At 59.8% G+C, this 25,479-nt stretch carries 24 protein-coding genes; 10 read left to right on the plus strand and 14 right to left on the minus strand.

Features of this window, described 5'->3' with window-relative positions; translation table 11 throughout:
- Window positions 1-152: 152 nt before the first annotated feature.
- From ftsX to ftsY, 3 genes are all read right to left on the minus strand, one after another.
- Window positions 153-1,106, minus strand: a complete 954-nt coding sequence (gene ftsX, locus I6L49_RS14035) for a permease-like cell division protein FtsX (protein WP_005339996.1) — start codon at window positions 1,104-1,106, stop codon at window positions 153-155.
- On the minus strand, window positions 1,106-1,774 hold the full coding sequence (gene ftsE / locus I6L49_RS14040; RefSeq protein ID WP_005339995.1) for a cell division ATP-binding protein FtsE: 669 nt from the start codon (window positions 1,772-1,774) through the stop codon (window positions 1,106-1,108). Before ftsE ends, ftsX begins: the two co-directional genes overlap by 1 nt.
- Window positions 1,775-1,863: 89 nt before the next feature.
- A complete protein-coding gene (gene ftsY, locus I6L49_RS14045) occupies window positions 1,864-3,798 on the minus strand; it encodes a signal recognition particle-docking protein FtsY (protein WP_216949772.1) in 1,935 nt (644 codons plus the stop codon).
- A gap of 110 nt (window positions 3,799-3,908) precedes the next feature.
- Here ftsY and rsmD point away from each other — a divergent pair, with 110 nt between their 5' ends.
- Together rsmD and I6L49_RS14055 are read left to right on the plus strand one after the other, a co-directional pair.
- Window positions 3,909-4,544, plus strand: coding sequence for a 16S rRNA (guanine(966)-N(2))-methyltransferase RsmD (gene rsmD, locus I6L49_RS14050; RefSeq protein ID WP_216949773.1), 636 nt, complete (start codon window positions 3,909-3,911; stop codon window positions 4,542-4,544).
- A complete protein-coding gene (locus I6L49_RS14055; protein ID WP_005342853.1) occupies window positions 4,528-4,839 on the plus strand; it encodes a DUF1145 domain-containing protein in 312 nt (103 codons plus the stop codon). The genes rsmD and I6L49_RS14055 overlap by 17 nt, the downstream gene beginning before the upstream one ends.
- 855 nt (window positions 4,840-5,694) lie before the next feature.
- On the opposite strand, the gene I6L49_RS14060 is transcribed toward I6L49_RS14055, so the two are convergent.
- The 5 genes from I6L49_RS14060 to I6L49_RS14080 form a co-directional block, all read right to left on the minus strand.
- Window positions 5,695-6,681 carry a YafY family protein gene (locus tag I6L49_RS14060; RefSeq protein WP_005339987.1) on the minus strand — a complete coding sequence of 329 codons (987 nt, stop codon included), beginning with the start codon at window positions 6,679-6,681 and terminating at the stop codon, window positions 5,695-5,697.
- Window positions 6,682-6,968: 287 nt separating this feature from the next.
- A complete protein-coding gene (locus tag I6L49_RS14065) occupies window positions 6,969-7,355 on the minus strand; it encodes a SirB2 family protein (protein ID WP_216949774.1) in 387 nt (128 codons plus the stop codon).
- Window positions 7,352-9,208, minus strand: coding sequence for a monovalent cation:proton antiporter-2 (CPA2) family protein (locus I6L49_RS14070; protein ID WP_216949775.1), 1,857 nt, complete (start codon window positions 9,206-9,208; stop codon window positions 7,352-7,354). Before I6L49_RS14070 ends, I6L49_RS14065 begins: the two co-directional genes overlap by 4 nt.
- A 67-nt stretch (window positions 9,209-9,275) precedes the next feature.
- Window positions 9,276-9,872 (minus strand): NAD(P)H-dependent oxidoreductase, encoded by a 597-nt coding sequence (locus I6L49_RS14075; protein ID WP_216949776.1) that lies wholly within the window; start codon window positions 9,870-9,872, stop codon window positions 9,276-9,278.
- Between the two features lie 101 nt (window positions 9,873-9,973).
- Complete coding sequence (locus I6L49_RS14080; protein WP_158110891.1) at window positions 9,974-10,816, minus strand: LysR family transcriptional regulator; 843 nt, start codon at window positions 10,814-10,816, stop codon at window positions 9,974-9,976.
- 142 nt (window positions 10,817-10,958) lie between these two features.
- Between I6L49_RS14080 and I6L49_RS14085 the strand changes: the two genes are divergently transcribed.
- The 6 genes from I6L49_RS14085 to I6L49_RS14110 all read left to right on the plus strand — a co-directional run bounded on the left by I6L49_RS14085 (window position 10,959) and on the right by I6L49_RS14110 (window position 19,004).
- Window positions 10,959-11,681, plus strand: coding sequence for an SDR family oxidoreductase (locus I6L49_RS14085; protein WP_005348556.1), 723 nt, complete (start codon window positions 10,959-10,961; stop codon window positions 11,679-11,681).
- An 88-nt stretch (window positions 11,682-11,769) separates the two neighbouring features.
- The gene (locus tag I6L49_RS14090; RefSeq protein ID WP_005339955.1) at window positions 11,770-12,093 is read left to right on the plus strand and encodes a hypothetical protein; all 324 of its coding nucleotides are present in this window, start codon (window positions 11,770-11,772) and stop codon (window positions 12,091-12,093) included.
- Window positions 12,094-12,139: 46 nt separating this feature from the next.
- A complete protein-coding gene (locus I6L49_RS14095) occupies window positions 12,140-12,571 on the plus strand; it encodes a DUF411 domain-containing protein (protein WP_216949777.1) in 432 nt (143 codons plus the stop codon).
- Between the two features lie 234 nt (window positions 12,572-12,805).
- Complete coding sequence (locus I6L49_RS14100) at window positions 12,806-14,959, plus strand: S9 family peptidase (protein WP_216949778.1); 2,154 nt, start codon at window positions 12,806-12,808, stop codon at window positions 14,957-14,959.
- Between the two features lie 414 nt (window positions 14,960-15,373).
- Window positions 15,374-16,345 carry a TAXI family TRAP transporter solute-binding subunit gene (locus tag I6L49_RS14105; protein WP_005339950.1) on the plus strand — a complete coding sequence of 324 codons (972 nt, stop codon included), beginning with the start codon at window positions 15,374-15,376 and terminating at the stop codon, window positions 16,343-16,345.
- 103 nt (window positions 16,346-16,448) lie between these two features.
- The gene (locus I6L49_RS14110) at window positions 16,449-19,004 is read left to right on the plus strand and encodes a TRAP transporter permease (RefSeq protein WP_216949779.1); all 2,556 of its coding nucleotides are present in this window, start codon (window positions 16,449-16,451) and stop codon (window positions 19,002-19,004) included.
- A 521-nt stretch (window positions 19,005-19,525) separates the two neighbouring features.
- Here the strand turns inward: I6L49_RS14110 and I6L49_RS14115 are convergent.
- Window positions 19,526-20,779 carry a phosphatidylserine/phosphatidylglycerophosphate/cardiolipin synthase family protein gene (locus I6L49_RS14115; RefSeq protein WP_216949780.1) on the minus strand — a complete coding sequence of 418 codons (1,254 nt, stop codon included), beginning with the start codon at window positions 20,777-20,779 and terminating at the stop codon, window positions 19,526-19,528.
- Between the two features lie 73 nt (window positions 20,780-20,852).
- On the opposite strand from I6L49_RS14115, the gene I6L49_RS14120 reads away from it, so the two are divergent.
- A complete protein-coding gene (locus I6L49_RS14120; RefSeq protein WP_005339947.1) occupies window positions 20,853-21,029 on the plus strand; it encodes a hypothetical protein in 177 nt (58 codons plus the stop codon).
- On the opposite strand, the gene I6L49_RS14125 is transcribed toward I6L49_RS14120, so the two are convergent.
- From I6L49_RS14125 to tatA, 3 genes are all read right to left on the minus strand, one after another.
- Complete coding sequence (locus I6L49_RS14125; protein ID WP_021231555.1) at window positions 21,007-22,428, minus strand: lytic transglycosylase F; 1,422 nt, start codon at window positions 22,426-22,428, stop codon at window positions 21,007-21,009. The genes I6L49_RS14120 and I6L49_RS14125 overlap by 23 nt on opposite strands.
- A gap of 228 nt (window positions 22,429-22,656) precedes the next feature.
- Complete coding sequence (locus tag I6L49_RS14130; protein WP_101531245.1) at window positions 22,657-22,959, minus strand: YfcZ/YiiS family protein; 303 nt, start codon at window positions 22,957-22,959, stop codon at window positions 22,657-22,659.
- Window positions 22,960-22,975: 16 nt separating this feature from the next.
- The gene (gene tatA, locus I6L49_RS14135; RefSeq protein WP_005339944.1) at window positions 22,976-23,137 is read right to left on the minus strand and encodes a twin-arginine translocase TatA/TatE family subunit; all 162 of its coding nucleotides are present in this window, start codon (window positions 23,135-23,137) and stop codon (window positions 22,976-22,978) included.
- Between the two features lie 276 nt (window positions 23,138-23,413).
- Between tatA and I6L49_RS14140 the strand changes: the two genes are divergently transcribed.
- A complete protein-coding gene (locus I6L49_RS14140) occupies window positions 23,414-24,382 on the plus strand; it encodes a LysR family transcriptional regulator (protein ID WP_005348538.1) in 969 nt (322 codons plus the stop codon).
- A 76-nt stretch (window positions 24,383-24,458) separates the two neighbouring features.
- Here I6L49_RS14140 and I6L49_RS14145 read toward each other — a convergent pair whose 3' ends face one another.
- Both I6L49_RS14145 and I6L49_RS14150 read right to left on the minus strand, forming a co-directional pair.
- Window positions 24,459-25,058 (minus strand): YhgN family NAAT transporter, encoded by a 600-nt coding sequence (locus I6L49_RS14145; protein ID WP_013724175.1) that lies wholly within the window; start codon window positions 25,056-25,058, stop codon window positions 24,459-24,461.
- 99 nt (window positions 25,059-25,157) lie between these two features.
- Complete coding sequence (locus I6L49_RS14150; protein WP_159158038.1) at window positions 25,158-25,403, minus strand: YecH family metal-binding protein; 246 nt, start codon at window positions 25,401-25,403, stop codon at window positions 25,158-25,160.
- Window positions 25,404-25,479 lie beyond the last annotated feature (76 nt).

Consider the following 25,479-nt stretch of genomic DNA (forward strand, 5'->3'; position numbering starts at 1 on the left):
CTTATAAATCAGAAGGTTCACTGGATCTAGCGAAGATCCGGAAGATCATTGTTATTCAGAATACTCTGACTATGGGGGCCAAGCCAGAAACGGCCCCTCTTTTACTTGATCCGCCTCTCAAAATCCAGCGATTTACTTTGATGACAAAATAATCAGGATGGTTCGATGTCGCGAATGTGGCGATGGACCGAGAACCAGGAGGCAATCAGCCCCAGCAGGGCGCCCAGCAAGATCAGATTGATCCCGTCTACCGCCCCCATGCCAACCAGCCGGAAGTTACTGTTATACAAGCCCGCCAGCTCCTTCACCACCCCTTCGCTCCAGATCACCATCACTTCGGTCAGCCACCAGGCCAGCATGCCGCCGATCACCCCGAACCAGATACCGGTATAGAGGAAAGGGCGATGAATGAAGGAGTCGGTCGCCCCCACCAGTTTGAGCACTTCAATCTCGGAACGCTGATTGAGGATGTTGAGACGCAGGGTATTGCCAACGATCAGCAACACGGCGGAAAGCAGCAGCACCGCGATACCGGTAATGGTGTGGCGCAGCAGGTTCATGATCCCCTGCAGCCGGGTCAGCCACTGCAGATCCAGCTTGCCCTGTTCGACCCCCACCTCGTTATTGAGCTTGCTGAGCAGCTCGGCGGCCCCTTCCGGGTTCTGCCAGCGTGGATCCGGAATGACACTCAGCACCGGCGGTAGCGGGTTGCTGTCCAGATAATCGAGGGCATCGCCGAAGCCGGAGATCTCGCGAAACTCCCGCAACGCATCGTCACGGCTCAGGTAGGTGACCGAATCCACCTCGGGATAGAGCAGGATCCGGTGCTGCAGATCGAGAATGCTCTGCTCCGGCAGATCCTTGCGCAGGTAAAGAGAGATCTGGGAACTGCTCTGCCAGCTCCCCTCCACCACCTCGGCATTTTTCAGCAGCACGTGGAAGCAGGATGGCAGTGCCAGACTGACGCCCAGCACCGCCAGCGTCATCAGTGAAGCGAGCGGATTGCGCCACAGCTCCCCGAGACTGGCAAACGCCTGCCGCACATGGTCAACCCCGTACATCATCAGACGGCGCAGCGGCGGTTGTTTATGACGAACGATAGCCATCAGAGCTCCTCCCCGGCCGAATACATGCGACCCGCCTTGAGGGTCAGGGTGCGATAGCGCATGCGCGCGATCAGCCCCAGATCATGGGTGGCAATCAGTACCGAGACCCCAAAATTGTTGAACTCCTGAAATAGCCGCATGATATCCATGGAGAGCTGGGGATCCAGGTTGCCGGTCGGTTCATCCGCCAGCAGCAGCGGCGGCTTGTTGACGATGGCACGGGCGATGCCGACCCGCTGCTGCTCACCACCGGAGAGCATGCGCGGCTGGTAGCGCTCCTTGCCGAGCAACCCCACCTTGTCCAGCGCCGCCGCCACCCGCTTGTTGATGTCCGCATGGCTGTAGCCATCGATCACCAGCGGCAGCGCCACATTATCGAACACGGTTCTGTCCATCAGCAGGCGGTGATCCTGAAAGATCATCCCGATCTGGCGGCGAACATAGGGGATCTGGCTGCGCTGGATATGGCTGACATCATCGCCATGGAAGAAGACGCGACCATCGGTCGGGCGCTCCATCACGCTGATCAGTTTGAGGAGGGTACTCTTGCCCGCCCCCGAGTGCCCGGTCAGAAAGGCCATCTCTCCCTTGCGCAGGTGAAAGCTGACCTTTTGCAGCGCCTGATGGCCGCCGCTGTATACCTTGCTGACCTTGTCAAAACGAATCATAACGGTTCCCTGAAATTGACAAACCCCGACCGGAGTCGGGGTATGGAACACTTACTCATCACGGCTGAGCTGACTCATCACGGCCGGACTTATTCATCGCGGCTAAAGAGCGCCTCGATGAAGTCGTTGGCAACGAAGGGACGCAGATCGTCGATCCCCTCGCCCACCCCGATGTAGCGGATCGGGATCTGGAACTTGTCGGCCACCGCGAAGATGACGCCGCCCTTGGCCGTGCCATCCAGCTTGGTGAGGGTGATGCCGGTCAGGCCCACCGCCTCGCTGAACAGCTTGGCCTGGCTCAGGGCGTTCTGGCCGGTGCCCGCATCCAGAGTCAGCATGATCTCGTGGGGCGCCTCTTCATCCAGCTTCTTCATCACCCGCACTACCTTCTTGAGCTCTTCCATCAAGTTGCTCTTGTTCTGCAGGCGACCGGCGGTGTCGGCAATCAGCACGTCAGCCCCGCGGGAGCGGGCGGCCTCGATGGCGTCATAAATAACGGAGGCGGAGTCGGCACCGGTATGCTGGGCAATCACCGGAATGTTGTTACGCTGGCCCCACACCTGCAGCTGTTCGACCGCAGCGGCACGGAAGGTGTCACCCGCCGCCAGCATCACGCTCTTGCCCTCGGCCTGGAACTGCTTGGCCAGCTTGCCGATGGTGGTGGTCTTGCCGACGCCGTTCACGCCGACCATCAGGATCACATAAGGCTTCTTGCTGGTGTCGATCACCAGCGGCTGCTCCACCTTGGCCAGCATCTCGCCCATGTCCTGCTTAAGCAGGCCGTAGAGCGCCTCGGCATCCTTGAGCTGCTTGCGATCCGCGTGCTGCACCAGCCCTTCGATGATGCGAGTGGTGGTATCCACACCGAGATCGGCGGTCAGCAGCTGGGTTTCCAGCTCCTCAAACAGCTCATCGTCGATCTTCTTGCCACGGAACAGGCCGAAGAAACCGGAGCCGATATTCTCCTTGGTGCGTACCAGACTGCGCTTGAGGCGAGCAAAGAAGCCCTCCCGCTGCGGTTTGTCCTGAGTGTCGTCGTCCACCTTGGCGGCCAGCGGCAGGGCTGCCAGGGCGGCGGCCTCAGCCTCCATCGCGGCGACCAGGCGCATATCTTCCGCGCGCTGGGCCTCTTTGGCGATACGGGCTTCTTCCGCAGCCTGAGCTTCGGCGGCAATGCGAGCCTCTTCCGCAGCCTGAGCTTCGGCGGCAATGCGAGCTTCTTCCGCAGCGCGGGCTTCGGCGGCGATACGAGCCTCTTCCGCAGCGCGGGCTTCGGCAGCAATGCGAGCCTCTTCCACAGCGCGGGCTTCGTCAGCAATACGAGCCTCTTCCGCGGCGCGGGCTTCGGCAGCGATGCGAGTCTCTTCCGCAGCACGAGCTTCGGCAGCGATGCGGGCCTCTTCCACTGCGCGGGCTTCGGCAGCGATACGTGCCTCTTCTGCAGCGCGAGCTTCGGCGGCGATGCGGGCCTCTTCTGCGGCGCGAGCCTCGGCGGCGATACGAGCATCTTCTGCAGCGCGGGCTTCGGCCGCGATACGAGCCTCTTCCGCGGCGCGGGCTTCGGCGGCAATGCGAGATTCTTCCGCGGCGCGAGCTTCGGCAGCGATACGTGCCTCTTCTGCAGCCCGAGCCTCAGCGCCAATACGAGCCGCTTCAGCAGCTTGTGCCTCTGCGGCAGTGCGAGCGGCGTCAGCGGCACGCTCCTCTTCGGCGATCAGCGTTTCGTTGACGATCACCGGCTCCAGATCGGAGGCGCACTCCTCCACCACCAGCGGGCCGTGGTCGTCCAGCTCGGTCGGCAGGCAGCAATCATCTTGCAAAACGGAATTCTGTGCGCTGGCAGGCACTTCGGGGGCAACGGCCGGCGTACTATCGGAAACAGTGGTATCGGAAACGGGAGCGGGGGTAGCAGTGACCTCGGGCTCAACGGTAACGGGGGTGGCTTGGGGTGTCTGTGGTTGGACAGCCTCAGCCTCTTCTTTCTTGCGGCCGAAACCCAGCCAGGAAAACAAACCTTTTGCCATCTAAAAATACTCACATCAAAGGCTGACTGCTAAGATAGCCGTCCCTTGGCGGGTCGGCATAAAAATGAACCGCCTTATACTACCACTTTATTTTCTGACGATGAAACGCGATGCCCAGAGTGAAATCCAGCCGTAGCAACCCGAGCAAGAGTCCCGCCCCGCAAGGAAAATCGGGCTTTGTAAGAATCATCAGCGGCCAGTGGCGAGGCCGCAAATTGCCGGTCAAGGATGTGGAGGGGCTCAGACCCACCACGGATCGCGTCAAAGAGACCATCTTCAACTGGCTGGCCCCCCACATTCGTGGCACCCGCTGCCTGGATCTGTTTGCCGGTAGCGGCGGACTCGGACTGGAGGCACTGTCGCGCTATGCCGAGCAGGTGACCCTGATCGAGATGGACAAAGGGGCCGCCGACCAAATCAAGAAGAACCTGATCGCCCTCGGCAGCTGTCAGGGTCAGGGTCAGGTGATCCAGTCTGATGCGGTGAGCTGGCTGCAAGGCACTGCCACCCCGTTCGATCTGGTGTTCCTCGATCCGCCGTTTCGCCGCGAGCTGCTGCCGCAAGTGTGCGAACTGCTGGAGCAGCGCGGCTGGCTGGCACCGGACGCCCTCATCTATCTGGAGCGGGAGAGGGAGATGGCCGATCTGGCACTTCCTGCCAGCTGGCAACTACTCAAGGACAAGCAGGCCGGTCAGGTCTGTTATCAACTCTATCTACGGGAGGTAAACAATGAAGCGGGTCTTTAATCTGTTGGCGATGGGGCTGATACTGTTCTTCTGGTTTGGCGTACTGGTGAGCCTGATTGCACCGCTGCCCGGCAAACTCAACGGCTTTCTGCCGGTCTGCGGCGTGATCGTCGCCCTGCTGCACTGGCTGCAGGCCAGCATGATCAAGGCGGCTTGCAAACGCTACTTCGCGGTCACCAAAGCCGAATTTGTCACTGTGCTGATATTTGGCGTGTTTGGCATGGTCGACATTCGTCAGCGCCTGCAAGAGATCGTCAACGCCGCCCAGCGCGGCAATCTCTCGGACAAACCATAAAAGAAAAGGGGACGGCGGTAGCCGTCCCCTAGAGTCGTGTCGTCCTGTCCGTAGAACTGCAATGCTCCCTGCAATCCCTGACGTTATCCTAATCCTTTGGAATATCCCCTTTCCAATCCGTTGGCGTGTCCTGCGGCGTTCCTGGCCTGGCAATTCATCCTGAACTGCTTCTCTGTCTCCATCCTGGAAGTGTCCATTACCACGTCCTGTGGGGTTCCTTGCGTCTTCCTGACAGATAACCATCCGGGTTATCTCACTTCATCCTGAAGTATTCCTCTCGCATCCGGCGAGGTCCTGTTCATCCTGAAGAACGAGGTTCCGTTCGTTCTGCTCCCATCCCGAGACTGTCCTGCCGCATCCCGCGGTGTTCCTTTATTCATCCGTGACGATAATCATCCTGATTATCGAGCTCATCCTGAGGTGTCCCTTGTCCACATCCTGCGAACTATTCCATCTTTATGCGCTGACCTGCTTCCTGCCGGACCAGCTCCGTCCTTGTGAGACTCATACTAAGGAAATGCGCACCCCGAACAAGGGCCATCCGATGATAAAGATCCGATGCAGCTCCCATCCAAAAATACGAACTTAAAAACTAACCCCTTAATATCAGTTACTTATTTAGTTTCATGGGAAAGCTCGATCATTCTGGCATGGCTTCGCGTACGGCTCAAAGCGCCAGCCTCTTACAGTCGCTATGGCAGATCTCTTACACGGGTTTCGCCCCCAAAAACGGGGCAGGAAAACGGTTCAATCCTGACGTTAAGACTTAAAAATTAGTTGAATAAATATGCTTAAAAAAACCGCAAAAAAAAGAGCCGAGACCAGGCTCGACTCTTTAACATTCCAATTTTTTAATCAGCTCAAGCGGTTGGCCGGATTGAGATAGGCCTTGCGCAGCGATTCCGGTGCCAGCACTTCCAGTTCACCGCCGATGTTGTTCAACCAGCTGCGAAACTCCGGGGTGTCCTGCACTTCTGTCTCCACCACCACACTGCGCTTGTCATAGCGGGTCATGCGCGGATTATTGCCGGGGATCTGGTTATCCACCAGCGACTGGCTGTTGGCATCGATCCGGCCGACGAAGCGGATCGGGCCGCTCACATCCTGATAGCCCTGATCGCGGATCAGCTTCTGGATATTGAAATCCTTCGGCTGGGTGGCGCTGAAGTTGGTTAGCTCCACGTTCTTGATATGGTCAAACGGGATGCCGTAGACCTTGGGATCCAGCTCGGAGAGGGTGCAGAGCAGGATCGGACCGTCCGGCTGATTGAGAATGCCGAGCGGGTTGATACGGTCGTAGCAGAGCCACACGGTGCGTTCTTTGATCACGCGCTGGATCTCGGCACTGAACTTGCGACCACGCCAGAGCGCATCGCGGATCAGGGTGCTGCGGCGGATCTCCGGGTTGCCGGCAAACGGGCGCGGTGACTGGTGGACACTCTCCAGCCAGCGCTCGGCCAGTTCGCTCTGGCTGTCGCGGATCACCTGGCTCGCCTTGTCGACCAGCGGATTCAATTCGGTCAGTACACTAGCCGGCAACAGTTGGCTCGCCTGATCACTCCAGGTTTTCAGGGCCACCGCCAGCGAGAGCGGCATGATATTGGCAAAGTCGTTGAGGCCGTGGCGCTCGAAGCACCAGCCATGGGGTTTGCTGCGCTCGTCCGAGGTGAGGTCGAACAGTCCCATGCCGGACATCTCCTCCAGGTCCCGTTGCACGGTACGCAGACTGACGTGGATACCTTCCTCTTCCAGTTTTACCTGGAGTTGGCTGGCGGTCAGCTTGTAAGGGCGGTGCGGGATGCAACGCGCCAAGGTCAGTTGTCGTAACAGCTTCTTGCTCATGGTGCTTGCCTTCACTGGTTTAGCGTTGACTGTATGCTAGTCGTGACTTGCGACAGTCTATGTCGCAAGTTTTGCTGCGACAACTGTCGCCATTTTCATACAAAACACACTAAAGAATTGATTTATAAAGACAATCCACCAAAAAAAGGAGCCGCTAGAGGCTAAAATTAGCCAAAAATCCCTCAAATGAAAGTTCTATGTTGTGATTTATTGTTAGCATAAAACTCCGATTAATTAATTCATCTCAGAATATGATTTCAGGGGAGAGCATGACTCTCCCCTTTTGCTCACATCAGCCACGACCAGGCTGACTTGGTGATGGCCGCACCGACCATGTAGCCAAACACCGCCAGTGCCGCCACACCGGCCACCAGCTTCTGACCGCGGGCCGTGCGCTTGAGCGCCATGACACCCAGACCGATATAGAGCACCAGTGCAACCAGCTTGGCCATCAGCCAGGGTTGTTGACCCGGGCTCAACTGCAAGGCCACCGCCAGCAACACACCAAACAGCAGCAGGAAGGTGTCGTTGATATGAGGCAGGATCTTCAGCCACTTCTGCTGCAACCGAGCGCTGCCGGCCAGCGCCAGACTCCAGCGATAGATAAAGAGCAGCAGACTGACCAGCGCCAGCGTCATATGCAGGTGTTTGAACATGGGGTAATAGGCAATCATTTTGCTTCCTTGTCGTCGTCGGGTAGCCCGCTATTCCAGTTGTGGGCATGGATACGCTCCTGCCCCTCCTCGTCGTCTTGCAACAGATCGGAGAGTATCTCCCGGTATTGCAGGCTCTTGTTGATATAAGTGTGTTCGTCATCCAGATAGTTGACCTGCTCGCGCAACAGCCAGTTATCGTGCTGCTTGAAGGTCTGCCCCGCCCGCCAGGCCTGGTTGGCCCGAAAACCGAGCTGGGTCAGGGCTTCCACCCCCAGATCGACCGCAGAGCCCAGGGTTTCCCGGTGAACGCTGTCGACCCCGTGGCGCAGGATCTCGTGGGCATGGGGTCGATCCAGCGCTCGCGCCAGGATCTTCAGGTGCGGGAAGTGCTTCTGCACCATCTCGATCACCGCCAGCGAGGTAGCCGGATCGTTGATGGAGAGCACCAGCAGCTTCGCCTTGTGCGCCCCTGCGGCATGGAGCAGGTCGATCCGGCTGGCATCGCCATAGAAGACCTGATAGCCGTACTTGCGCAGGGTCTCTATCTGGCTGGCATCCTGCTCGAGGATGGTGGTACCGATGCCGTGACCATGCAGCAGACGCCCCACGATCTGACCGAAGCGGCCGAAGCCTGCGATGATCACCGGATGCTCCACCAGCTCAGGTTGCTCATGTTGCGGTGCATCGCTCTGGTTACGGTAATCGAACCAGGGCTGGATCACCCGATCGTTGAGGATCAGCAGCAGCGGGGTGAGCGCCATGGAGAGTGCCACCACCAGCGTCAGCAGGGAGATGGTCTCACCGGGCAGCACCCGGTTCTGGGCGGCAAACGAGAAGAGCACAAAGGCAAACTCGCCCCCCTGTGCCAGCGCCAGCCCGAAGGTCCAACGTTGACTCGGCGAGATGCGCAAGACGAAGCCGAGCGCCATCAACACCAGCCATTTGAGCACCATCAGGCCAACCACCAGAGTGGGTATCAGGAAGGGGTGTTCGGCAAACAGCCCGAAGTCGATCCCCGCCCCCACCGACATAAAGAACAGGCCGAGCAGCAAGCCCTTGAACGGCTCTATGTCGGCCTCCAGCTCATGGCGATATTCGCTGTCGGCCAGCACCACACCGGCGAGGAAGGAGCCGAGAGCGGGCGAGAGCCCCACCGATTCCATCAGCACCGCGATGGCGATCACCAGCAGCAGAGCGGCGGCGACGAAGATCTCCCGCATATGGGACTGGGCGATGGCACGAAACACCGGCCGCATCAGGTAGTGACCACCCAGCACTATGCCGGAGATGGCCGCGACCACCAGCAGACCATGCTGCCAACCCGCCAGCTCGGAGCCACCATTGCTGGCGACCGGCGCCATGGCCAGCAGCGGCAGCAGCGCCAGGATCGGAATGACCGCAATATCCTGAAACAGCAGCACCGCAAAGGCGGAGCGACCGCTCTCGCTCTGCATCAGCTTGCGCTCCTGCAGGCTCTGCAACACGATGGCGGTGGAAGAGAGCGCCAGAATGAGGCCGATGGCCAGCCCCTGTTGCAGCGGCAGACCAATCAGGTGCGCCACGCCGGTCAGCGCCGCCGTGGTGAGCAGCACCTGCAGGCCGCCGGTGCCGAGGATCGGCCCCTTCAGCTGCCACAAAAGGGCCGGACGCAATTCAAGACCGACCAGAAACAGCATCAGCACCACGCCAAACTCGGCGAAGTGCATCACGTCCTTCTGCTCCCCCACCAGCCCCAGCAGGAAGGGGCCTATGATGATCCCCGCCAGCAGGTAGCCGAGCACCGAACCCAGCCCCCAACGCTTGGCCAGCGGCACCGCGATGACGGCGGCGGAGAGATAGATAAAGGCATCAAACAGGATCCCGTGGCCCATCAGTCAGCCCTCCGTTTCAACGTCTGATCCGGCTCATAAGCTCGGCCAAAATGCAGCCCGTGTTTCATCAGAGCACCTCCAGCAGATCGCGCAGATAGGGGCGGCTGGCCAGCTGCTCCGGCGTGAGTTGCTCGTCACGCAAGGCACAAAGCAGCTGACGGTAGTCCTGCCCACAGCGGCGCAGGGCGGCGGGCTCCTTGATCTTGTGAAAGGAGTGCAGCACAAAGGGCGGCAGCCAGTTCATGCCGCACAAGGTGGCAGCCTGCTGAAATGGCAGCAGAAAATCGAGCAGCGGTCGGCTGTTATACCCCTCGCTGCAGTAGGACTCTGGCGCCCCGCCGGTGGTGATGGCGCTCAGCCACTGCTTGCCCTTGAGGGCATGAGCCTCGGGGCCGTAGGCATAGCCATACTCCAGCACCAGATCCATCCACTCTTTCATGATGGCCGGGCAGGAGTACCAGTAAAACGGGTGCTGGAAGACGATGATGTCGTGCTCACAGAGCAGCGCCTGCTCCCGCTTCACATCGATAAACATGTCGGGATAGTGCTGATAGAGGTCGTGAACTGTGACCCCCTCCAGCCCCTCAATCGCCTGCAACAGCTGCTTGTTGGCCCGCGAGCTCTGCAGCGCGGGATGGGAAAAAATAACCAGAATGCGTTTCATGACCACATCACCCGAACAAAGCCTTGCGGTGCAAGGCGAGGTAAACAGAAAAGGGGAGTCTGGGGAGCTGCATCGTAAAGGTGCACAGGAGAGCGACCTTATCAGGAAGCGCCATAGCCTGCCAACTCGGGGATCAGCTCCCGCAGCGCCGGATTGAGGGTCTGGTGGGCGGGATAGCAGAGCCCAATCCGGCGAAACATCCGCGGCCCGCTCACCGGCAGGGTACAGAGACCCGCCTCATCTTCCACCAGCCCGTCCGGCAGAAAACTGATGCCGACCCCCGCCAGCACCAGCGCCATCACCAGCCCCTTGCTCTCGGCCTTGGCCACCAGATTGAGGGTAAGCCGGTCACAGGCCAGCAGGCCGATAGTCTGCTGATGGGCTTCGCAGGGCGGGCACTCAATAAAATCATAATGTTGCAGCTCGGCGAGCTCGATCCTTTCGCGACTGGCAAGGGGATGGTCGACCGGTACGCAGAGCACGTAATCCTCCTCCCACAGCGGCAGAAAGATCTCGTCCTCCCGGCGCAAGGCATCCAGCGTCAAGCGGCAGTCGGCGGGTGTGGTGTAGTCGGAAAGGGTGAGATCCAGCTGCGGCAACACGCGCTGTACTTGCTGCAGCAGCCCGGCCACCCGACGGCGACTCAAGTCCGGCATGATGGCGATATTGAGCCTCGCACGCGTCGCCTTCTGGCGAAACAGCTCCGGCAGACGGCGCGCCTCCTCCACCAGCTTGACCGCGTGAGGATAGAGATAGTGGGCCGGAGCTTTCGCCACCACCCCCTTCTTGCCCCGGACAAACAGGCTGTCACCGAGCGCCTCTTCCAGCTGGCGCAGCCCCGCCGAGAGGGAGGGCTGGCTGACGTGGCAGCGCTCGGCCGCCGCCGTGATGTTCTTCTCTTCATAGATGGCAATGAAGAAACGCAGCAATCTCAAGTCCAGCATAAACCAACCATAGTTTTTTCAGATGATAACCAGCGGAAAACAATATTTATCACTTATAGATGCAGTGACTATAGTGATTGGGTTCCGTGCTGGCCAGCCACCTGTTTGCTCAAACCGACTCTTGCATCAGAAGGAAAGACCCATGTCCAAATCTCTCGTCGTGATCACCGGTGCCTCCGCCGGGATCGGTGCCGCCATCGCCCGTGCCTTCTCTGCCGCCGGTCATCCGCTGCTACTGCTGGCCCGCCGGGTCGAGCCGATGCAGGCACTGAACCTGCCCGATACCCTCTGCATCGGGGTCGATGTGACCGACACCGCCGCCATGAAAGCCGCCGTCCAGCAGGCAGAAGCCAAATTTGGCCCGGTCGGCTGCATGGTCAACAACGCCGGTGTCATGCTGCTTGGTCAGGCCGATGTGCAGGATCCCGCCGAATGGCAGCAGATGCTCAACATCAACGTGATGGGGGTGCTGAACGGCGTCCACGCTGTGCTGGCAGGCATGAAGGAGCGCCGCAGCGGCACCATCATCAACATCAGCTCCATCGCCGGTCGCAAGACCTTCCCGAACCATGCAGCCTACTGCGCCACCAAGTTCGCCGTGCACGCCCTGACCGAAAACATCCGGGAAGAGGTGGCCGATGTCGGCGTGCGAATGGTGACCATTGCCCCGGGTGCGGTCGAGACCGAGCTGCTCAGCCACACCACTGACGAGAGCATCAAGGCCGGTTACCACGACTGGAAAGATCAGATGGGTGGCGTCATTGCGCCGGAAGTGATCGCCGATGCCGTGCTCTACGCCTGGAACCAGCCTGCCAACGTCTGCGTGCGCGAGATAGTGCTGGCGGCGACCCGTCAGCAACCTTGAATCCAGCTGACTGACACCATGGGGAGGGCTTGACCCTCCCCCGGGGCACAGGGTTACCATGTGCCCCTTATTTTTTCCGAGTCATTCCATGGTTCTCACCCGTCGCCAACTCGCTCACGCCCGTCGCTGGCTCCCCTTGTGGAGTCTGGTGCTGGTGTTGATGTCGTTTGGCAGCCGGGCCGCAACCGACCTCTGTACCCTGACTACCCACTGCAGCCAGAGCGAGCGCACCCTGGAAAAGGCGATGCCCTGCGGCAGCTTTACCACCGCCCTTTCGATGACGCTGGTAGGCAGCGACAGCCTGACGGTCGCCGTACTGGAACCGGATACCCCCGACTTCGCCTCCCCCTCTCTCTTTATGCCGGACGCCCCGTGCGAGCGGCTCGAACGTCCCCCACGCACCCGGATCTGAAACGCATCCCGTATCGGGCATCTTTTCTTTCAATCTGAGGTGAGTGATGTACAAACCCCTGTTACTGGCCATGCTGGCCGGTACCGTCAGCTTTTCGGCTCTCGCGGCCGAGAAGATGACCGTCTACAAATCCAAATATTGTGGCTGCTGCCAAAGCTGGAACGAGCACATGGAGCAGAATGGCTTCGAACTGGAGGTCATCGAAACCGAGCAGCTCGGCGCAGTGAAGCAGCAATACGGTATCGCGCCGGGACTGGCTTCTTGCCATACCGGTATCGTAAATGGCTATGTGATCGAGGGGCATGTACCGGCCGCCGATGTACAGAAGCTGCTCAGGGAAAAACCGGCGATCCGTGGCCTGACCATTCCGGGCATGCCCCAGAGTGCGCCGGGCATGGATATTCCGGGCCATCCCTATGAGGTACTGAGTATCAGCAACGAGGGCACGACCAACCGCTGGTCGAGCTACCCCGGCTGACGAAAACTGGTCATGAGAGGGCACTCCCATATCATGTGAGGCACACCTGAGCGGACGCTTGCCGCTCATGGCCAGAAAGAGGGCCGCTATCGCGAGATAGCGGCTTTTTTTGATTACATTTCCTGCAATAACAAGGGATTGCTTGCAACCACCGGCAACAAGGGGCAGATTTAACGCCAATTCATGGAGCCGATGCTCAGGTCTACCAACCCTTTCCAGCGCCAAGGATGCGACATGTTTACCTTTTCCCGAGGAGTTCTGCTGCTAGCCTTTCTGACAGTTCTCCCCCCTACTTATGCCAATGAAGAGCCCGCCATGCTGACAAGCGAACATCCAATCCAGCCGCCCGTGGCCGCCAAACATCCCCGCACTCTGAAAAAACACGGGGATACCCGCATCGACAACTACTACTGGCTGCGTGACGACGAGCGGCAGAAGCCCGAGGTATTGGACTATCTCAAGGCCGAGAACGCCTATACCGAGGCCATGCTCAAGCCGACCCAGCCCCTGCGCGAACAGCTCTACAAAGAGATGGTCGCCCGCATCCCCCAGCAGGATGAGTCGGTACCCTATGTGAAGAACGGCTACCGCTACCAGACCCGCTATGAGCCGGGCAAGGAGTACGGGATCTACTCGCGCACCAAGCTCGGTGAAGAGCAGTCGAGCCTGTTGCTCGACAGCAACCAGCGGGCAGAAGGGCACGAGTTCTATGCCCTCGGCGCCCTTGAGGTGAGCCGTAACAACCGCTGGCTGGCGGTGGCGGAAGATTTCCTCTCCCGCCGTCAGTACCAGATCCAGTTCCTCGATCTGGAGAGCGGCCAGTGGGCCACCGACAAACTGGAAAATACCTCCGGCAATCTGGTATGGGCCAACGACAACAAGACCGTCTTCTATGTGCGCAAGCACCCGCAGACCCTGCTTCCCTATCAGGTCTATCGCCACACGCTCGGGACGGATCCGGCCACAGACAAGCTGGTCTACGAGGAGAAAGATGACTCCTTCTACATCAGCCTCTACGCCACCACCTCGGAAGATTTCATCGTCATCGCCCTCTCCAGCACCACCACAGGCGAAGCGCGGCTGATCGATGCCAACCAGCCGGAGCACGCCCCACGCCTGTTCCTGCCCCGTCAGGTGGATCACGAATACAGCCTGGATCACTACCGCGGCCGCTTCTATGTGCGCTCCAACAAGGACGGCAAGAACTTCGGCCTCTACGAGACCAAAGAGAGCCCGGTCGATCGCTGGAAGGCGGTGATCGCCCCCAATCCGGACGTTCTGCTGGAGAGCTACGCCCTGTTCAAGGATTGGCTGGTACTGGAAGAGCGCAACAAGGGGCTGACCCGACTGCGCCAGATCAACTGGCAGAGCGGTGACGAGAAGGAGATCGCCTTCGACGATCCCGCCTATGTCACCTGGCTCGCCTACAACCCGGAGCCGGATACCAGCGCCCTGCGCTATGGCTACTCCTCCATGACAACCCCCGCCTCTACCTATGAGCTGGATATGGCGAGCGGCAAGCGCACCCTGCTCAAGCAGCAGCCGGTGGCCGGCTTCAAGGCCGATCAGTACGCCAGCGAGCGGCTCTGGGTGACCGCCCGCGACGGTGTATCGGTGCCGGTGTCGCTGGTCTATCGCAAGGACAAGTTCAAGAAAGAGCAGGCCGATGCGCCCAAGAATCCGCTGCTGGTCTATGGCTATGGATCCTACGGCGCCAGCATGGATCCCGACTTCAGCAGCTCGCGCCTGAGCCTTCTGGACAGAGGCTTCGTCTACGCCATCGCCCATATCCGGGGTGGTGAAGAGCTGGGCCGTCACTGGTACGAAGATGGCAAGTTGCTGAAAAAGCAGAACACCTTCAATGACTTCATCGATGTCACCAAGGCGCTGGTTGAGCAAGGCTACGGTGCCAAAGATCAGGTCTACGCCATGGGCGGCAGCGCCGGTGGCCTGCTGATGGGGGCGGTCATCAATCAGGCGCCCGAACTCTATCGCGGCGTGGTAGCGCAGGTGCCGTTCGTCGATGTGGTCACCACCATGCTGGACGAGTCCATTCCCCTCACCACCGGGGAGTATGACGAGTGGGGCAACCCGAACCAGAAGCGCTACTACGACTACATGAAGAGCTACAGCCCCTACGATCAGGTCAAGGCACAAGCCTACCCCAACCTGCTGGTCACCACCGGACTGCACGACTCTCAAGTGCAGTATTGGGAGCCCGCCAAGTGGGTCGCCAAGCTGCGCGAGCTGAAGACGGATGATAACAAGTTGTTACTGAACACCGACATGGACGCCGGCCACGGTGGCAAGTCGGGCCGCTTCAAAGCCTACGAAGATATCGCGCTGGAGTACGCCTTTATCCTGGATCTGGCCACCCCGGCCAACTGATCCATTATGACCCCGGCCCTTGTCACACAAGGGCCGCATAAGAATCCCCTCCTAGTTTTTCCCTCTTCCATTTCCCTTCATATCAAATTAATCTTCGGCTAGAAAATGAATGATCAAGGTCATGTTTCTCAAGATTAAACTCCGTGATTTTGCCATTTCGTTTGATTTATGTTGGGTGAATGTGCTTAATCGGAGTGCTTGCAACTTTTTATTTGGCCCCTCAGGGGCCAATTTATCTTCGACCGACAGGAGGTCGGTAGCCTCACCACAGGATGAGGGTGACCGCCGGAAAAGGGGGCAATCAACTCCCCCGCTTTCGCGCAACGAGAAGAGCGGGCAAGCCCGGCGCAGAACGGGATTGCCATCAATTTATCCGGGGATCGGATAAACAAAATCAAAGAAAAGGGAGAAAAAATGAAAGGATTAACTTTGGCATGCGCCCTGTCGGCGGCTCTGGTCGGTGTTTCATTCGGTGGTCCGGTACAAGCACAGGAGCGCTTCGTGACCATAGGCACCGGCGGTCAGACCGGCGTCTACTATGTCGCTGGCCAGTCCATCTGCCGCTTCCTCAATCGCGGCGCCGCCGATCACCAGATCAAGTGCAACGCCCCGGCCAGTGGCGGCGGTGTTGCCAACGTCAACGGCATCCGCAGCGGTGAATTCAACTTCGGCATCATGCAATCCGACCACCAGTTCAAGGCGATGAAGGGGCTGCCACCGTTCCAGGCCGAAGGGGCCATGGACGATATGCGCGCCGTCTTCTCCCTGCAGAGCGAAGTGTTCACCATCCTGGCTCGCCGCGATGCCAAGATCGCCAGCTTCGACGATCTGAAGGGCAAGCGCGTCAACATCGGCAACCCGGGCTCCGGCCAGCGTGACACCATGGAAGAGATCATGGCGGTCAAAGGCTGGAAGAAGGGTGACTTCGGTCTGGTCTCCGAGCTGAAGCCGGCCGAACAGGCCTCCGCCCTCGGTGACAACAACATCGACGCCATGAGCTACTTCGTGGGTCACCCGAACGGCGCCATTCAGGAAGCTTCCACCACCACTGATGCGGTACTGGTCCCTGTGACCGGCGCCGACATCGACAAGCTGCTGGCCGAGAAGAGCTACTACAGCAAGGCCGAGATCCCGGGCGGCATCTACAAGGGCAGCGACAAGCCGACTCCCTCAATCGGTGGCAAAGCGGTGCTCTCCACCAGCGCCAAAACCGATCCGGAAGTGGTCTATCAGCTGGTCAAGTCGGTGTTCGACAACCTGGATCGCTTCAAGCGCCTGCACCCTGCCTTTGCCGACCTGAAAGAGGCCGACATGATCAAGGTGGGTCTCTCTGCACCGCTGCATGAAGGGGCTGCCCGCTACTACAAAGAGCGCGGCTGGCTCTGATTGAAGGCCCCGGGGCCTTTGTCACTCTCTTCGACACCCGTCTGCCGCCTGATTGCGGGGGCGGGTGTCGCTCTTGTTGTACTCGTTGGCACAAGTTAACCCTATGCAAGATAAACAACTCTCTACCGAGGAACTGATCGCCCAGGATGTGGGCGCTCGCCTGCCGCTGGGCATCATGGGCTGGCTCATCACAGCACTGGCGCTGGCCTGGTCCCTGTTCCAGCTCTGGATCGCCTCGCCACTCCCCTTCATGGTGGGGTTTGGCGTACTCAATGACACCGAAACCCGCTCCATTCACCTCACCTTTGCCCTGTTGCTGGCTTTTCTGGTGTTCCCGGCATTTCGCTCCTCGCCGCGGGATCGGGTTCCCCTCGGCGATATCGCCCTCGGCCTGATCGCTGCTGGCGCCGCGTCTTACCTGTTTGTGATGTATGAAGCACTGGCGCTGCGTCCCGGCACCCTCACCACCGCCGATCTGGTGACCGCCTGCATCGGCATTCCGCTGCTGCTGGAAGCGGCGCGCCGCGCCCTGGGGCCGGCACTGGCGGTCATCGCCATCGTCTTTCTGGTCTACAGCCTGGCGGGCCCCTGGATGCCGGGCCTGCTGGCACACCGCGGAGTAGGCTTTACCGCGCTGGCCAACCACCAGTGGATCACCACCGAAGGGGTGTTCGGCATCGCCCTTGGCGTCTCCACCAGCTTCGTGTTCCTGTTCGTGCTGTTCGGCGCCCTGCTGGAGCGGGCCGGTGCCGGTCACTACTTTATCCAGCTCGCCTTCAGCCTGCTCGGTCACCTTCGTGGCGGCCCGGCCAAGGCGGCAGTGGTCGCCTCCGGCCTCACCGGTCTGATTTCCGGCTCGTCGATTGCCAACGTGGTGACCACCGGCACCTTCACCATCCCGATGATGAAGAAGGTGGGCTTCAGTTCAGAGAAAGCGGGGGCGGTGGAAGTGGCCTCCTCGGTCAACGGCCAGATCATGCCGCCGGTGATGGGGGCTGCGGCTTTCCTGATGGTCGAATACGTGGGCATCCCCTATGTGGAGATCATCAAGCACGCATTCCTGCCTGCCGCCATCTCCTACATAGCGCTGCTCTACATCGTCCATCTGGAGGCACTGAAACTGGGCATGCAGCCCATCGGCAACCATCAACCCAAACCCTGGCTGCGTCGCCTGACCGGTTTTGCCTTTGGCGCGGCCCTCATCAGCGGCCTGTCACTGGCGGTCTACTATGGCCTCGGCTGGCTCAAACCTGCACTGGGTGACTACGCCCTGCCGGGGATCTCGGTACTGCTGGCTGCCACCTATGTGGCTCTGTTGAAGATCGCCGCCAGCAATGAACCACTGCCTGCCGAAGATCCCGACAAGCCGCTCACCGAGCTGCCCAACACCCGCGCCGTGCTGCTCTCCGGCCTGCACTTCCTGCTGCCGGTGGTAGTACTGGTATGGTGCCTGATGGTGGAACGCCTCTCGCCGGGGCTATCGGCCTTCTGGGGGACCGTGATGCTGGTGATCATCCTGCTGACCCAGCGCCCGCTGCTCAACTGGCTGCGCAAGGACGGCAAGCACGACTACGGCACGGTCGCTGATGGCGTGGTGGATCTGCGGGAAGGGCTGGTTGCCGGTGCCCGCAACATGATCGGTATCGGCATTGCCACCGCCACCGCGGGGATTATCGTGGGTGCGGTCTCCCAGACCGGGGTTGGTCTGGTGCTGGCGGATCTGGTGGAGTTCCTCTCCATGGGCAACCTGCTGCTGATGCTGCTGCTCACCGCCCTGTTGAGCCTGATCCTCGGAATGGGGCTGCCGACCACTGCCAACTACATCGTGGTGTCCAGCCTGCTGGCGCCGGTGGTGGTGACGCTGGGGCAGCAAAACGGGCTGATCGTGCCGCTGATCGCGGTGCACCTGTTCGTCTTCTACTTCGGCATCATGGCGGATGTGACACCGCCGGTGGGGCTGGCCTCCTTCGCGGCAGCCGCTGTCTCCAAGGGCGATCCCATCAAGACCGGGATCACGGCGTTTTACTATAGCCTGCGTACCGCGGCGCTGCCGTTCCTGTTTATCTTCAACACCGACCTGCTGCTGATCGACGTGGACTTCGCCCACGGGGTGCTGATCTTCATCGTGGCGACCATCGCCATGCTGATCTTCGCCGCCGCCACCCAGGGCTGGTTCCTGGTGAAGAGCCGCTGGTACGAGAGTGTGCTGCTGTTGCTGGTCGCCTTTACCCTGTTCCGCCCGGGTTTCTGGATGGACATGGTGCACGACCCCTATCGTGAGACCCCGCCTGCCCAGCTGGCCCAAACCATGGGTGAAGTGGAGGCGGAGAGCACCCTGCGGCTGCGGATCCTCGGTGAAGATGCCGTGGGCAAGCCACGCAAGTTCACCCTGCTGGTCGCCGTACCGGATGGGGCAAATGGCGAAGAGCGGCTGGCCAATCTGGGGCTGAGCCTCTATGAGCAGGATGGCAAGACGCTGATCGACAACGTCGCCTTTGGCAGCCCGGCCGCCACCATGGGGCTGGAGTTCGATCAGGAGATCCTCACCGTCAAGGCGCCCACCGATCGCTGGCGCAAGGAGTGGATGTGGATCCCGGGCTTCCTGCTGTTCGGGGTGATCGTCTGGCTGCAGCGTCGCCGCAGCGTCCAGGCCGGTTAACCCACCGGGCAGATGAGACCGAGGGCCGCTATTGCGGCCCTCTTTTTATTGCCTTGCCCTCTGCGGCTCTTGCAATGAGCAACAGTCATGGAAAAAGGTAAACGGTGGCGAGCGGCCAAAAAAGTGGGGTGACATGTCCATGTCACCCCCTCGCAAATAGCATGTTCCATATTGGAGTCCGACCGCGCCGGGTCTCTGTTTCACTTTCCGATAGTTCGCGACCCATCTGAAGTGCGCGCCAATTGCAGCAATGCAACCGACCAGCTACCCGTTACAACCTTCGTCCACACGGCAGACAGGCCGCCGTGTTTGTCCTTGCAACTGAAATATTACGCATAAAAACAAAATAAAAAACGTTTTTATGCTAATTCCATTCACATCAGAGTACAAAAAACAGCCTTATCATCACCGATAAATTGTTATAAAACAGTAAGATAGGTTCATGCATGGTTATTCACCCGCAAAGGGCATCAGCAATGGCTTACAAGGCTTTGCGAGATCTCGCACAAAAAATGGCCGCCTCACAGCCAACGGCGCAGGGGCAACCAGTCACTCAGGCGGGCTATCAGTCGCCTTGACCACCCCTCGGGTTTGCGCGGCAATCCACCCGCCTGCTCCTGCCAGCGAACCAGCCACGTTCGCAGCGCCTCGCAGATCGGCGGGCAGTGCAGATGCAGCATCAGCTCGGTATTGAGAAACAGCGAGCGGGGATCGAGGTTGAGGCTGCCAAACAGCGCCCGCTCCTCCCCCAGCAGGATCAGCTTGGCGTGCAGGCTGCCGTGGCCATGGTCAAACTCGGCGACCCGGATCCCGCGGCGCAGCAACCAGCCGAGATAGCGTTGGTAGGCGCCATAGATCAGCGGCACATCGGTGCTGGCCAGCGAGTTGGTGAGAATGTCGATGGCGACCCCCTGCTGGCGCAGCCGCGCCAGACGGTGCCGAAACCCGCGAGTAAGGATGAGGTAAGGGGTCACCAACCCCAGCGAGCTGGGATTGTCAGCCAGCTGGCGCCAGAGCTGACGGGCGGTGGTGGGACGGGAGATCAGCCCCTTGCCGGGACGGTCGAACCACACCTCGGCCCGCCCCTCATGCCACTGCAGCGGCAAATCGCTCTCGTCAAACAGCGCCACAGGCAGATCGTAGACCGTCGCTACCGCCGGATCCGTCATGGTGAACAGGAAGTCGTTGACCACCTCTATTTCGGCGGGCAGCAGCTCGCGGCGCAGCAGATGGCGGATGGGGTGACTCCAGCGGCTGTGCCAGAACTGCTCGAACCCCTGTGCCATCTGCTGGCACAGTCCCCCCTGACAGGCGAGATCGAGATCCACGAAGGGGGCTTGCGGATCCAGACCGAAGTAGCGATCGCCGATGTTGCGCCCGCCGATCAGCGCCAGCTTGCCATCTACCAGCAGCAGCTTGTTGTGCATCCGGTGGTTGATGCGGCGAAAGCTGAGCAGCCCCTCCAGCAGCAGTGCCAGCGGGCGCCAGCCCCGCAGCCAGAAGGGGTTGAACAGCCGTACCTCGATCCCCGGGTAGTGAGCCACCATCTCCAGAAAGCGGTTATCACCGGCATAGAGATCATCCACCAGCAGCTGCACCTTGACGCCGCGCCGAGTGGCGTGGAGCAGCTCGCTCAGCAGCAGCTTGCCGCTGCTGTCCTCTTCCCAGCTGTAGTACTGCGCCTGGATCCGCTCGCGGGCATGGCGGATCCAGTGACAACGCACCTTGAGCGCCAGCAGGGGATCGTCGATCAGGGCAAAGGATCCGGGGATCATGGTGTCATCCTGCTGTCATGGCCGGGTGTCATAACGCTGGCGAGCCTCTTCACATATTCAAAAGGAGTTGCTGATGGAACTGCATGATACCCCGATGTTGCGCTATCTGGGCCAGCTCAGCCAGCCAGATCTCATCCCGGCCACCGGCCCTGCTCACTGGTTTTTGCAACACAGGGACGGTGGCTGGCAATTGCCGACCGTGCAGGCGACCCTGCCGGTCAACCGGCTCAGGGCTGAGCCGCTTCGATAGCGGCAGCCTTGCCCTCGATCTGGGGCAGGCTGAAACGATAGGCCACGTAGTACTTGTAGATGGTGCCGACATAGTTGATCGGCCCCTGTCCGACTTCGTTGGCTACCAGCTGATCCACGTTGCCGAACCAGACGTTGGGATCGAGCCCCAGCTTCTCCGCCTTGCCTCGCAGTGCCTGCACCCGGTTCGGCCCGGCGTTGTAGGCGGCGAGGGCAAACAGGTGGCGGTTGAGTCGATCCAGCTTGGGATCATTGAAGTAGGTATCGAGGATCAACCGCATGTAGCGACAGGCGGCCTCCACATTTCCCTCCAGCGTGGTGAGTCTGGCGCCGTTGATGCCGACCTCCCGCCCTGTGCTGGGCAGCAGCTGCATGAGGCCCACGGCCCCCTTGGGCGAACGCGCCTTGGGATTGAGGCCGGACTCCTTGTAGCCAAGCGCCGCCAGCATCAGCCAGTCGAGATCGTATTGATTGGCGTACTTCTCCAGCACCTTGCGAATGGTCGCGAGGCGCCCCATGGGATCCGGCGCCAGGATATTGCTCATCTGATCGCTGCGAACCAGCAACCGGCGCAGGGTCATGTCACTGTAAAGGCTGTTGCGGCTGACACTCGCCAGATAGCCATTGACCGCCTTGAGCAGCTCGGGGCTGTTCTTGCGCAGCGCCCAGGCGCTGGTGCCGTTGCTGCGCAGGGGGATCAACTTGTGAGCCTTGAGGCCGGAGATCATGCCACCCAGCCAGATCCGCCCCTTGTAGCTGTCGGTCACCGTCAGGGGAATAATGCCAGCGGCCACCATCTCCAGCAGATCGCCATCCTGCAGGTATTCGGGCACCGTTTCGATATAGACGGGGGGCAACCCCAGCTCGCGAAACAGCCAGTTGAGCTGGCGCAGACTCTCGTAGTAGCTGGAGCTGGCACGCACCCAGACCCGCCTGCCGGAGAGCTGGGTAATACGGCTGAAGGCGGGCAGGCTCTGCTGGCTCACCACCCACTCCTCTATGGATGAAATGAGCGGCCGGGAGAAGGCCACCTGTTCACGCCGGGTCGGGGTCACCGTCATGGTCGCCGCCACCAGATCGCCACGCCCCTCGGTCAGATAGTCCAGCAGCTTGTCCTGCCGCACCGGGATGTAGACCACCTTGAGTTTGACCTTCTCTTTGGCGAGATAGGTCTTGTTCAGCCAGCGTTCGAACCCTTGCAGCTGATTGACTAGAATGCCGTACTGGGCGCCGCGATCGAGAAAGTAGAAGCCGCGCTCATAGACCACCAGAGCCCTGAGTTCGCGCTTTTGCAGAATGCTTTCGAGATCCCCGGGTTGGGGCAGACGCTGTGGCTTGAGTTCAGCCGCCAGCAGGGGAAAACAGCAGAGGGCCAGCAGAGCCCAGATCCAGCGTCGCATCACGATGGCTGCCCCTGTTCTGAGGTCACGCCTGCTGCCTGTTGGCAGCACGGATCACGATAGAGGGTGGGATTGGGGGCAGAGATCCATCGCTGCGTCATGATGTTTACGCCTTCTGTTGGCCGACTCGCGCCGGGCAAAACGTCTGTGGGATAGAGTAACTATAGAACGCCGACCCACAGCAGAAGGGTCAACACGGCAGGCAAACCTGCCGCGTTATCAGACAACTCAGATAGAGCGGGCCCGCATTTCGAAAATCAGTTTTTCGGCGGTGCAGGTGAATTGCAGGCGGGCTTTCAGGATCACGCCGTTGGCGCCCTGGGTCAGTTCGCTGCTCACTTGAGCTTCGGCAGTGACCTGTTTGGCCAGTGCTTCATAGGCAGCCAGCTTGGCGCGGGCATCCGCCTCGGCAGCGGCTTCAATAACCAGCTCCATCACATCGTCGCCTTCGCCGATGATGGTGCCGATCTCGGCAAAACAGCCACAGCTGTCACAGGTTTCGTTCAGTTCAACTTTCTCGTCTACAGACATTTTCTACTCCTACTGCTTATTTCGGATGATTTGCGTCGTCACGCATCGCCTTGCGAAAATCTTTGATGGCGGTACCCAGATCCTCACCTGCACTGGCAAGACGCTTGCTGCCGAAGACCAGCACAACGACCAGCAAGAGGATCAACATATGCCAGATATGAATTCCACCGAGTCCCATAGGGATACTCCCTCACAAAGAGATATCTGTTACTTGTATCAAAATAGAGCGCAGGGATTGTTGGGCAAAATCAAGGCAGGTGCAAGTGAGCAAATAAATCATAGCCAAAAAATAGGGCGACCCTGAGGTCGCCATATTGATTGTGCTACATGTCCCCTCAACCGCTACATCCTGTACCAGTGGTTCATGCGAACCTGAGACCATTCGAGGATAAGATCGCCAAGATATGAAAACAAATGGTATAAATTCATCTTAGAATTGAAGAGGATTCATATCATGCTGCTGGAACAACTGGGTCGCATCGACCTCAATTTGCTGATTATCCTGCAGGTACTGCTAGAAGAGCGCAACGGCAGCAAGGCGGCACGCCGCCTTCATCTGAGCCAGTCCGCCGTCAGCAAAGCCCTCGGCCGTCTGCGCGATACCTTCAATGATCCCCTCTTCATCCGCTCTGCCTATGGGCTGGAACCCACCGGCCGTGCCCTTGCGCTGCAACAGCAGTTGCAACCCATCCTGCTGTCGCTGGACAACCTGATCCAGCCGCCCGAGTTCGACCCCGCCAGCTCGGAGCGGGAGTTCGTCATCGCCAGCATGGACAGCGCCTTTACCCTGTTTGCCCCGCTCTACCTGAGCGAGCTGAAGCGGCAGGCACCAAGGATCCGCTTGCGTTACGAGGAGTGGACCGAGAACAGTCTGACCGAGATGAGTCAGGGACAGGTGGACATCGCCTTCGCGGTGCGGGAGAACTGCATCAGCTCCGATTATCGGCTCGATACCCTGCCCGACAGCATCTGTCAGCGAGTGCTGGCGGTCGATGATCTCACCTGTCTGGTGCAGCAGCACCACCCCGCGCTGCGAGAGCCCAACTGGAATCTGGAGCACTACCTCAGCTATCCCCATGTGCAGACTTACTGCGAGGGGCGAGACCGCTGGATGCTGGATCACAAGCTGGCAGAGCAGGATCTCTACCGGCGTATCGAGGCAACCGTGCCCTCCTTCGAGGCGGCGCTGCGGATGGGGATGCACTCCGACATGATAGTGACGCTATCCCGGCTCTACGCCCGCCACGCCACCCAGGTCTATCCGCTGTTACAGCTGCCGCTGCCCATCGGGTTGGACAGCATCTCCCACCTGCTGATCTGGCATCAGCGTCACAGCGAGGATCCGGGCCACCGCTGGCTGCGGGAATTGCTGCTCTCCCTCATCATGAGCAAACTGGAACCCGCTGCGACCACTCACGAGTGACTGCACGTCCTCTCGGTAGGAAACAAGAACGGGGCTCTGCGTAGCCCCGTTTCATTCACTTCAAGATGTAAACCGCTCAGCCCTGACCGGTCACCGCCAGATAGTGATGCACCCCGTCCAGCAGCATCTGGACCGAGATCATCACCAGCAGCATACCCATCAGCCGCTCCACCGCAGTGAGTCCCCGCTCACCCAGCAGCTTGTTGAATACCTCGTAGAACATCAGGATCACCGCGCTGGCAGCCCAGGCCAGAAAGAGTGCCAGCGACCAGTCCACCATCCGGGTCGGCTCCTGATTGGCCAGCAGCATCAAAGAAGCCAAGATAGAAGGACCGGCGATCATCGGGATCGCCATCGGCACCAGGAAGGGCTCCTCGCCCGCCGCCAGCCCGGTCACGCCCCCTTCACTCGGGAAGATCATCTTGATGGCGATCAGGAACAGGATAATGCCCCCCGCAATGCTGACCGCCTCCTGCCGCAGGTTGAGGAAACCGAGGATCTGCTGACCGACGAACAGGAACAGCATCATGATGGCCAGCGAGAAGAGCAGCTCGCGCACCATCACCTTGCGACGTCGCTTGGGATCGATATGACGCAGGATAGAGAGGAAGACCGGCAGGTTGCCCAGCGGGTCCATGATCAGAAACAGCATGACTGCGGCAGAGAAAGTATCCATACAACGCCCGGGCTACGCCCTGAATAGGGAAAAGAGAGGGGGCGAAATATAGCAAAGGGCGAAGAATTGAGCGAGCGCCATGATGCGCTCGCAGCGGGATTAACCGTGGTTGCAGATCTTGTCGGCGCGGGTCTGGAAACCCTCAGCCGAGTCGATGAATTTGCCGCGGGCGGCCAGAAAGTCGATCAGCGCTTCCGCATCCATCTCGCTGGCGCTGCAGGTATGAAAACGGGCCTCGGCACCGAACCGCTTGGCCATCGCCTGTTTCAGGCTGGCACGGGTAAATTGCCCCCCTTGCGCCAACATCATCTCCATCACTTCGTGACCATGAACCGATTGCGACATCTCTCACCTCAATAATGAACATATTTAATGCCAATTAAATATCTCCCCGCCCGGAGGGATCTTGATATAGGCCAAT

It is taken from the genome of Aeromonas sp. FDAARGOS 1419, from assembly GCF_019047045.1.
GTDB lineage: Bacteria > Pseudomonadota > Gammaproteobacteria > Enterobacterales > Aeromonadaceae > Aeromonas > Aeromonas veronii.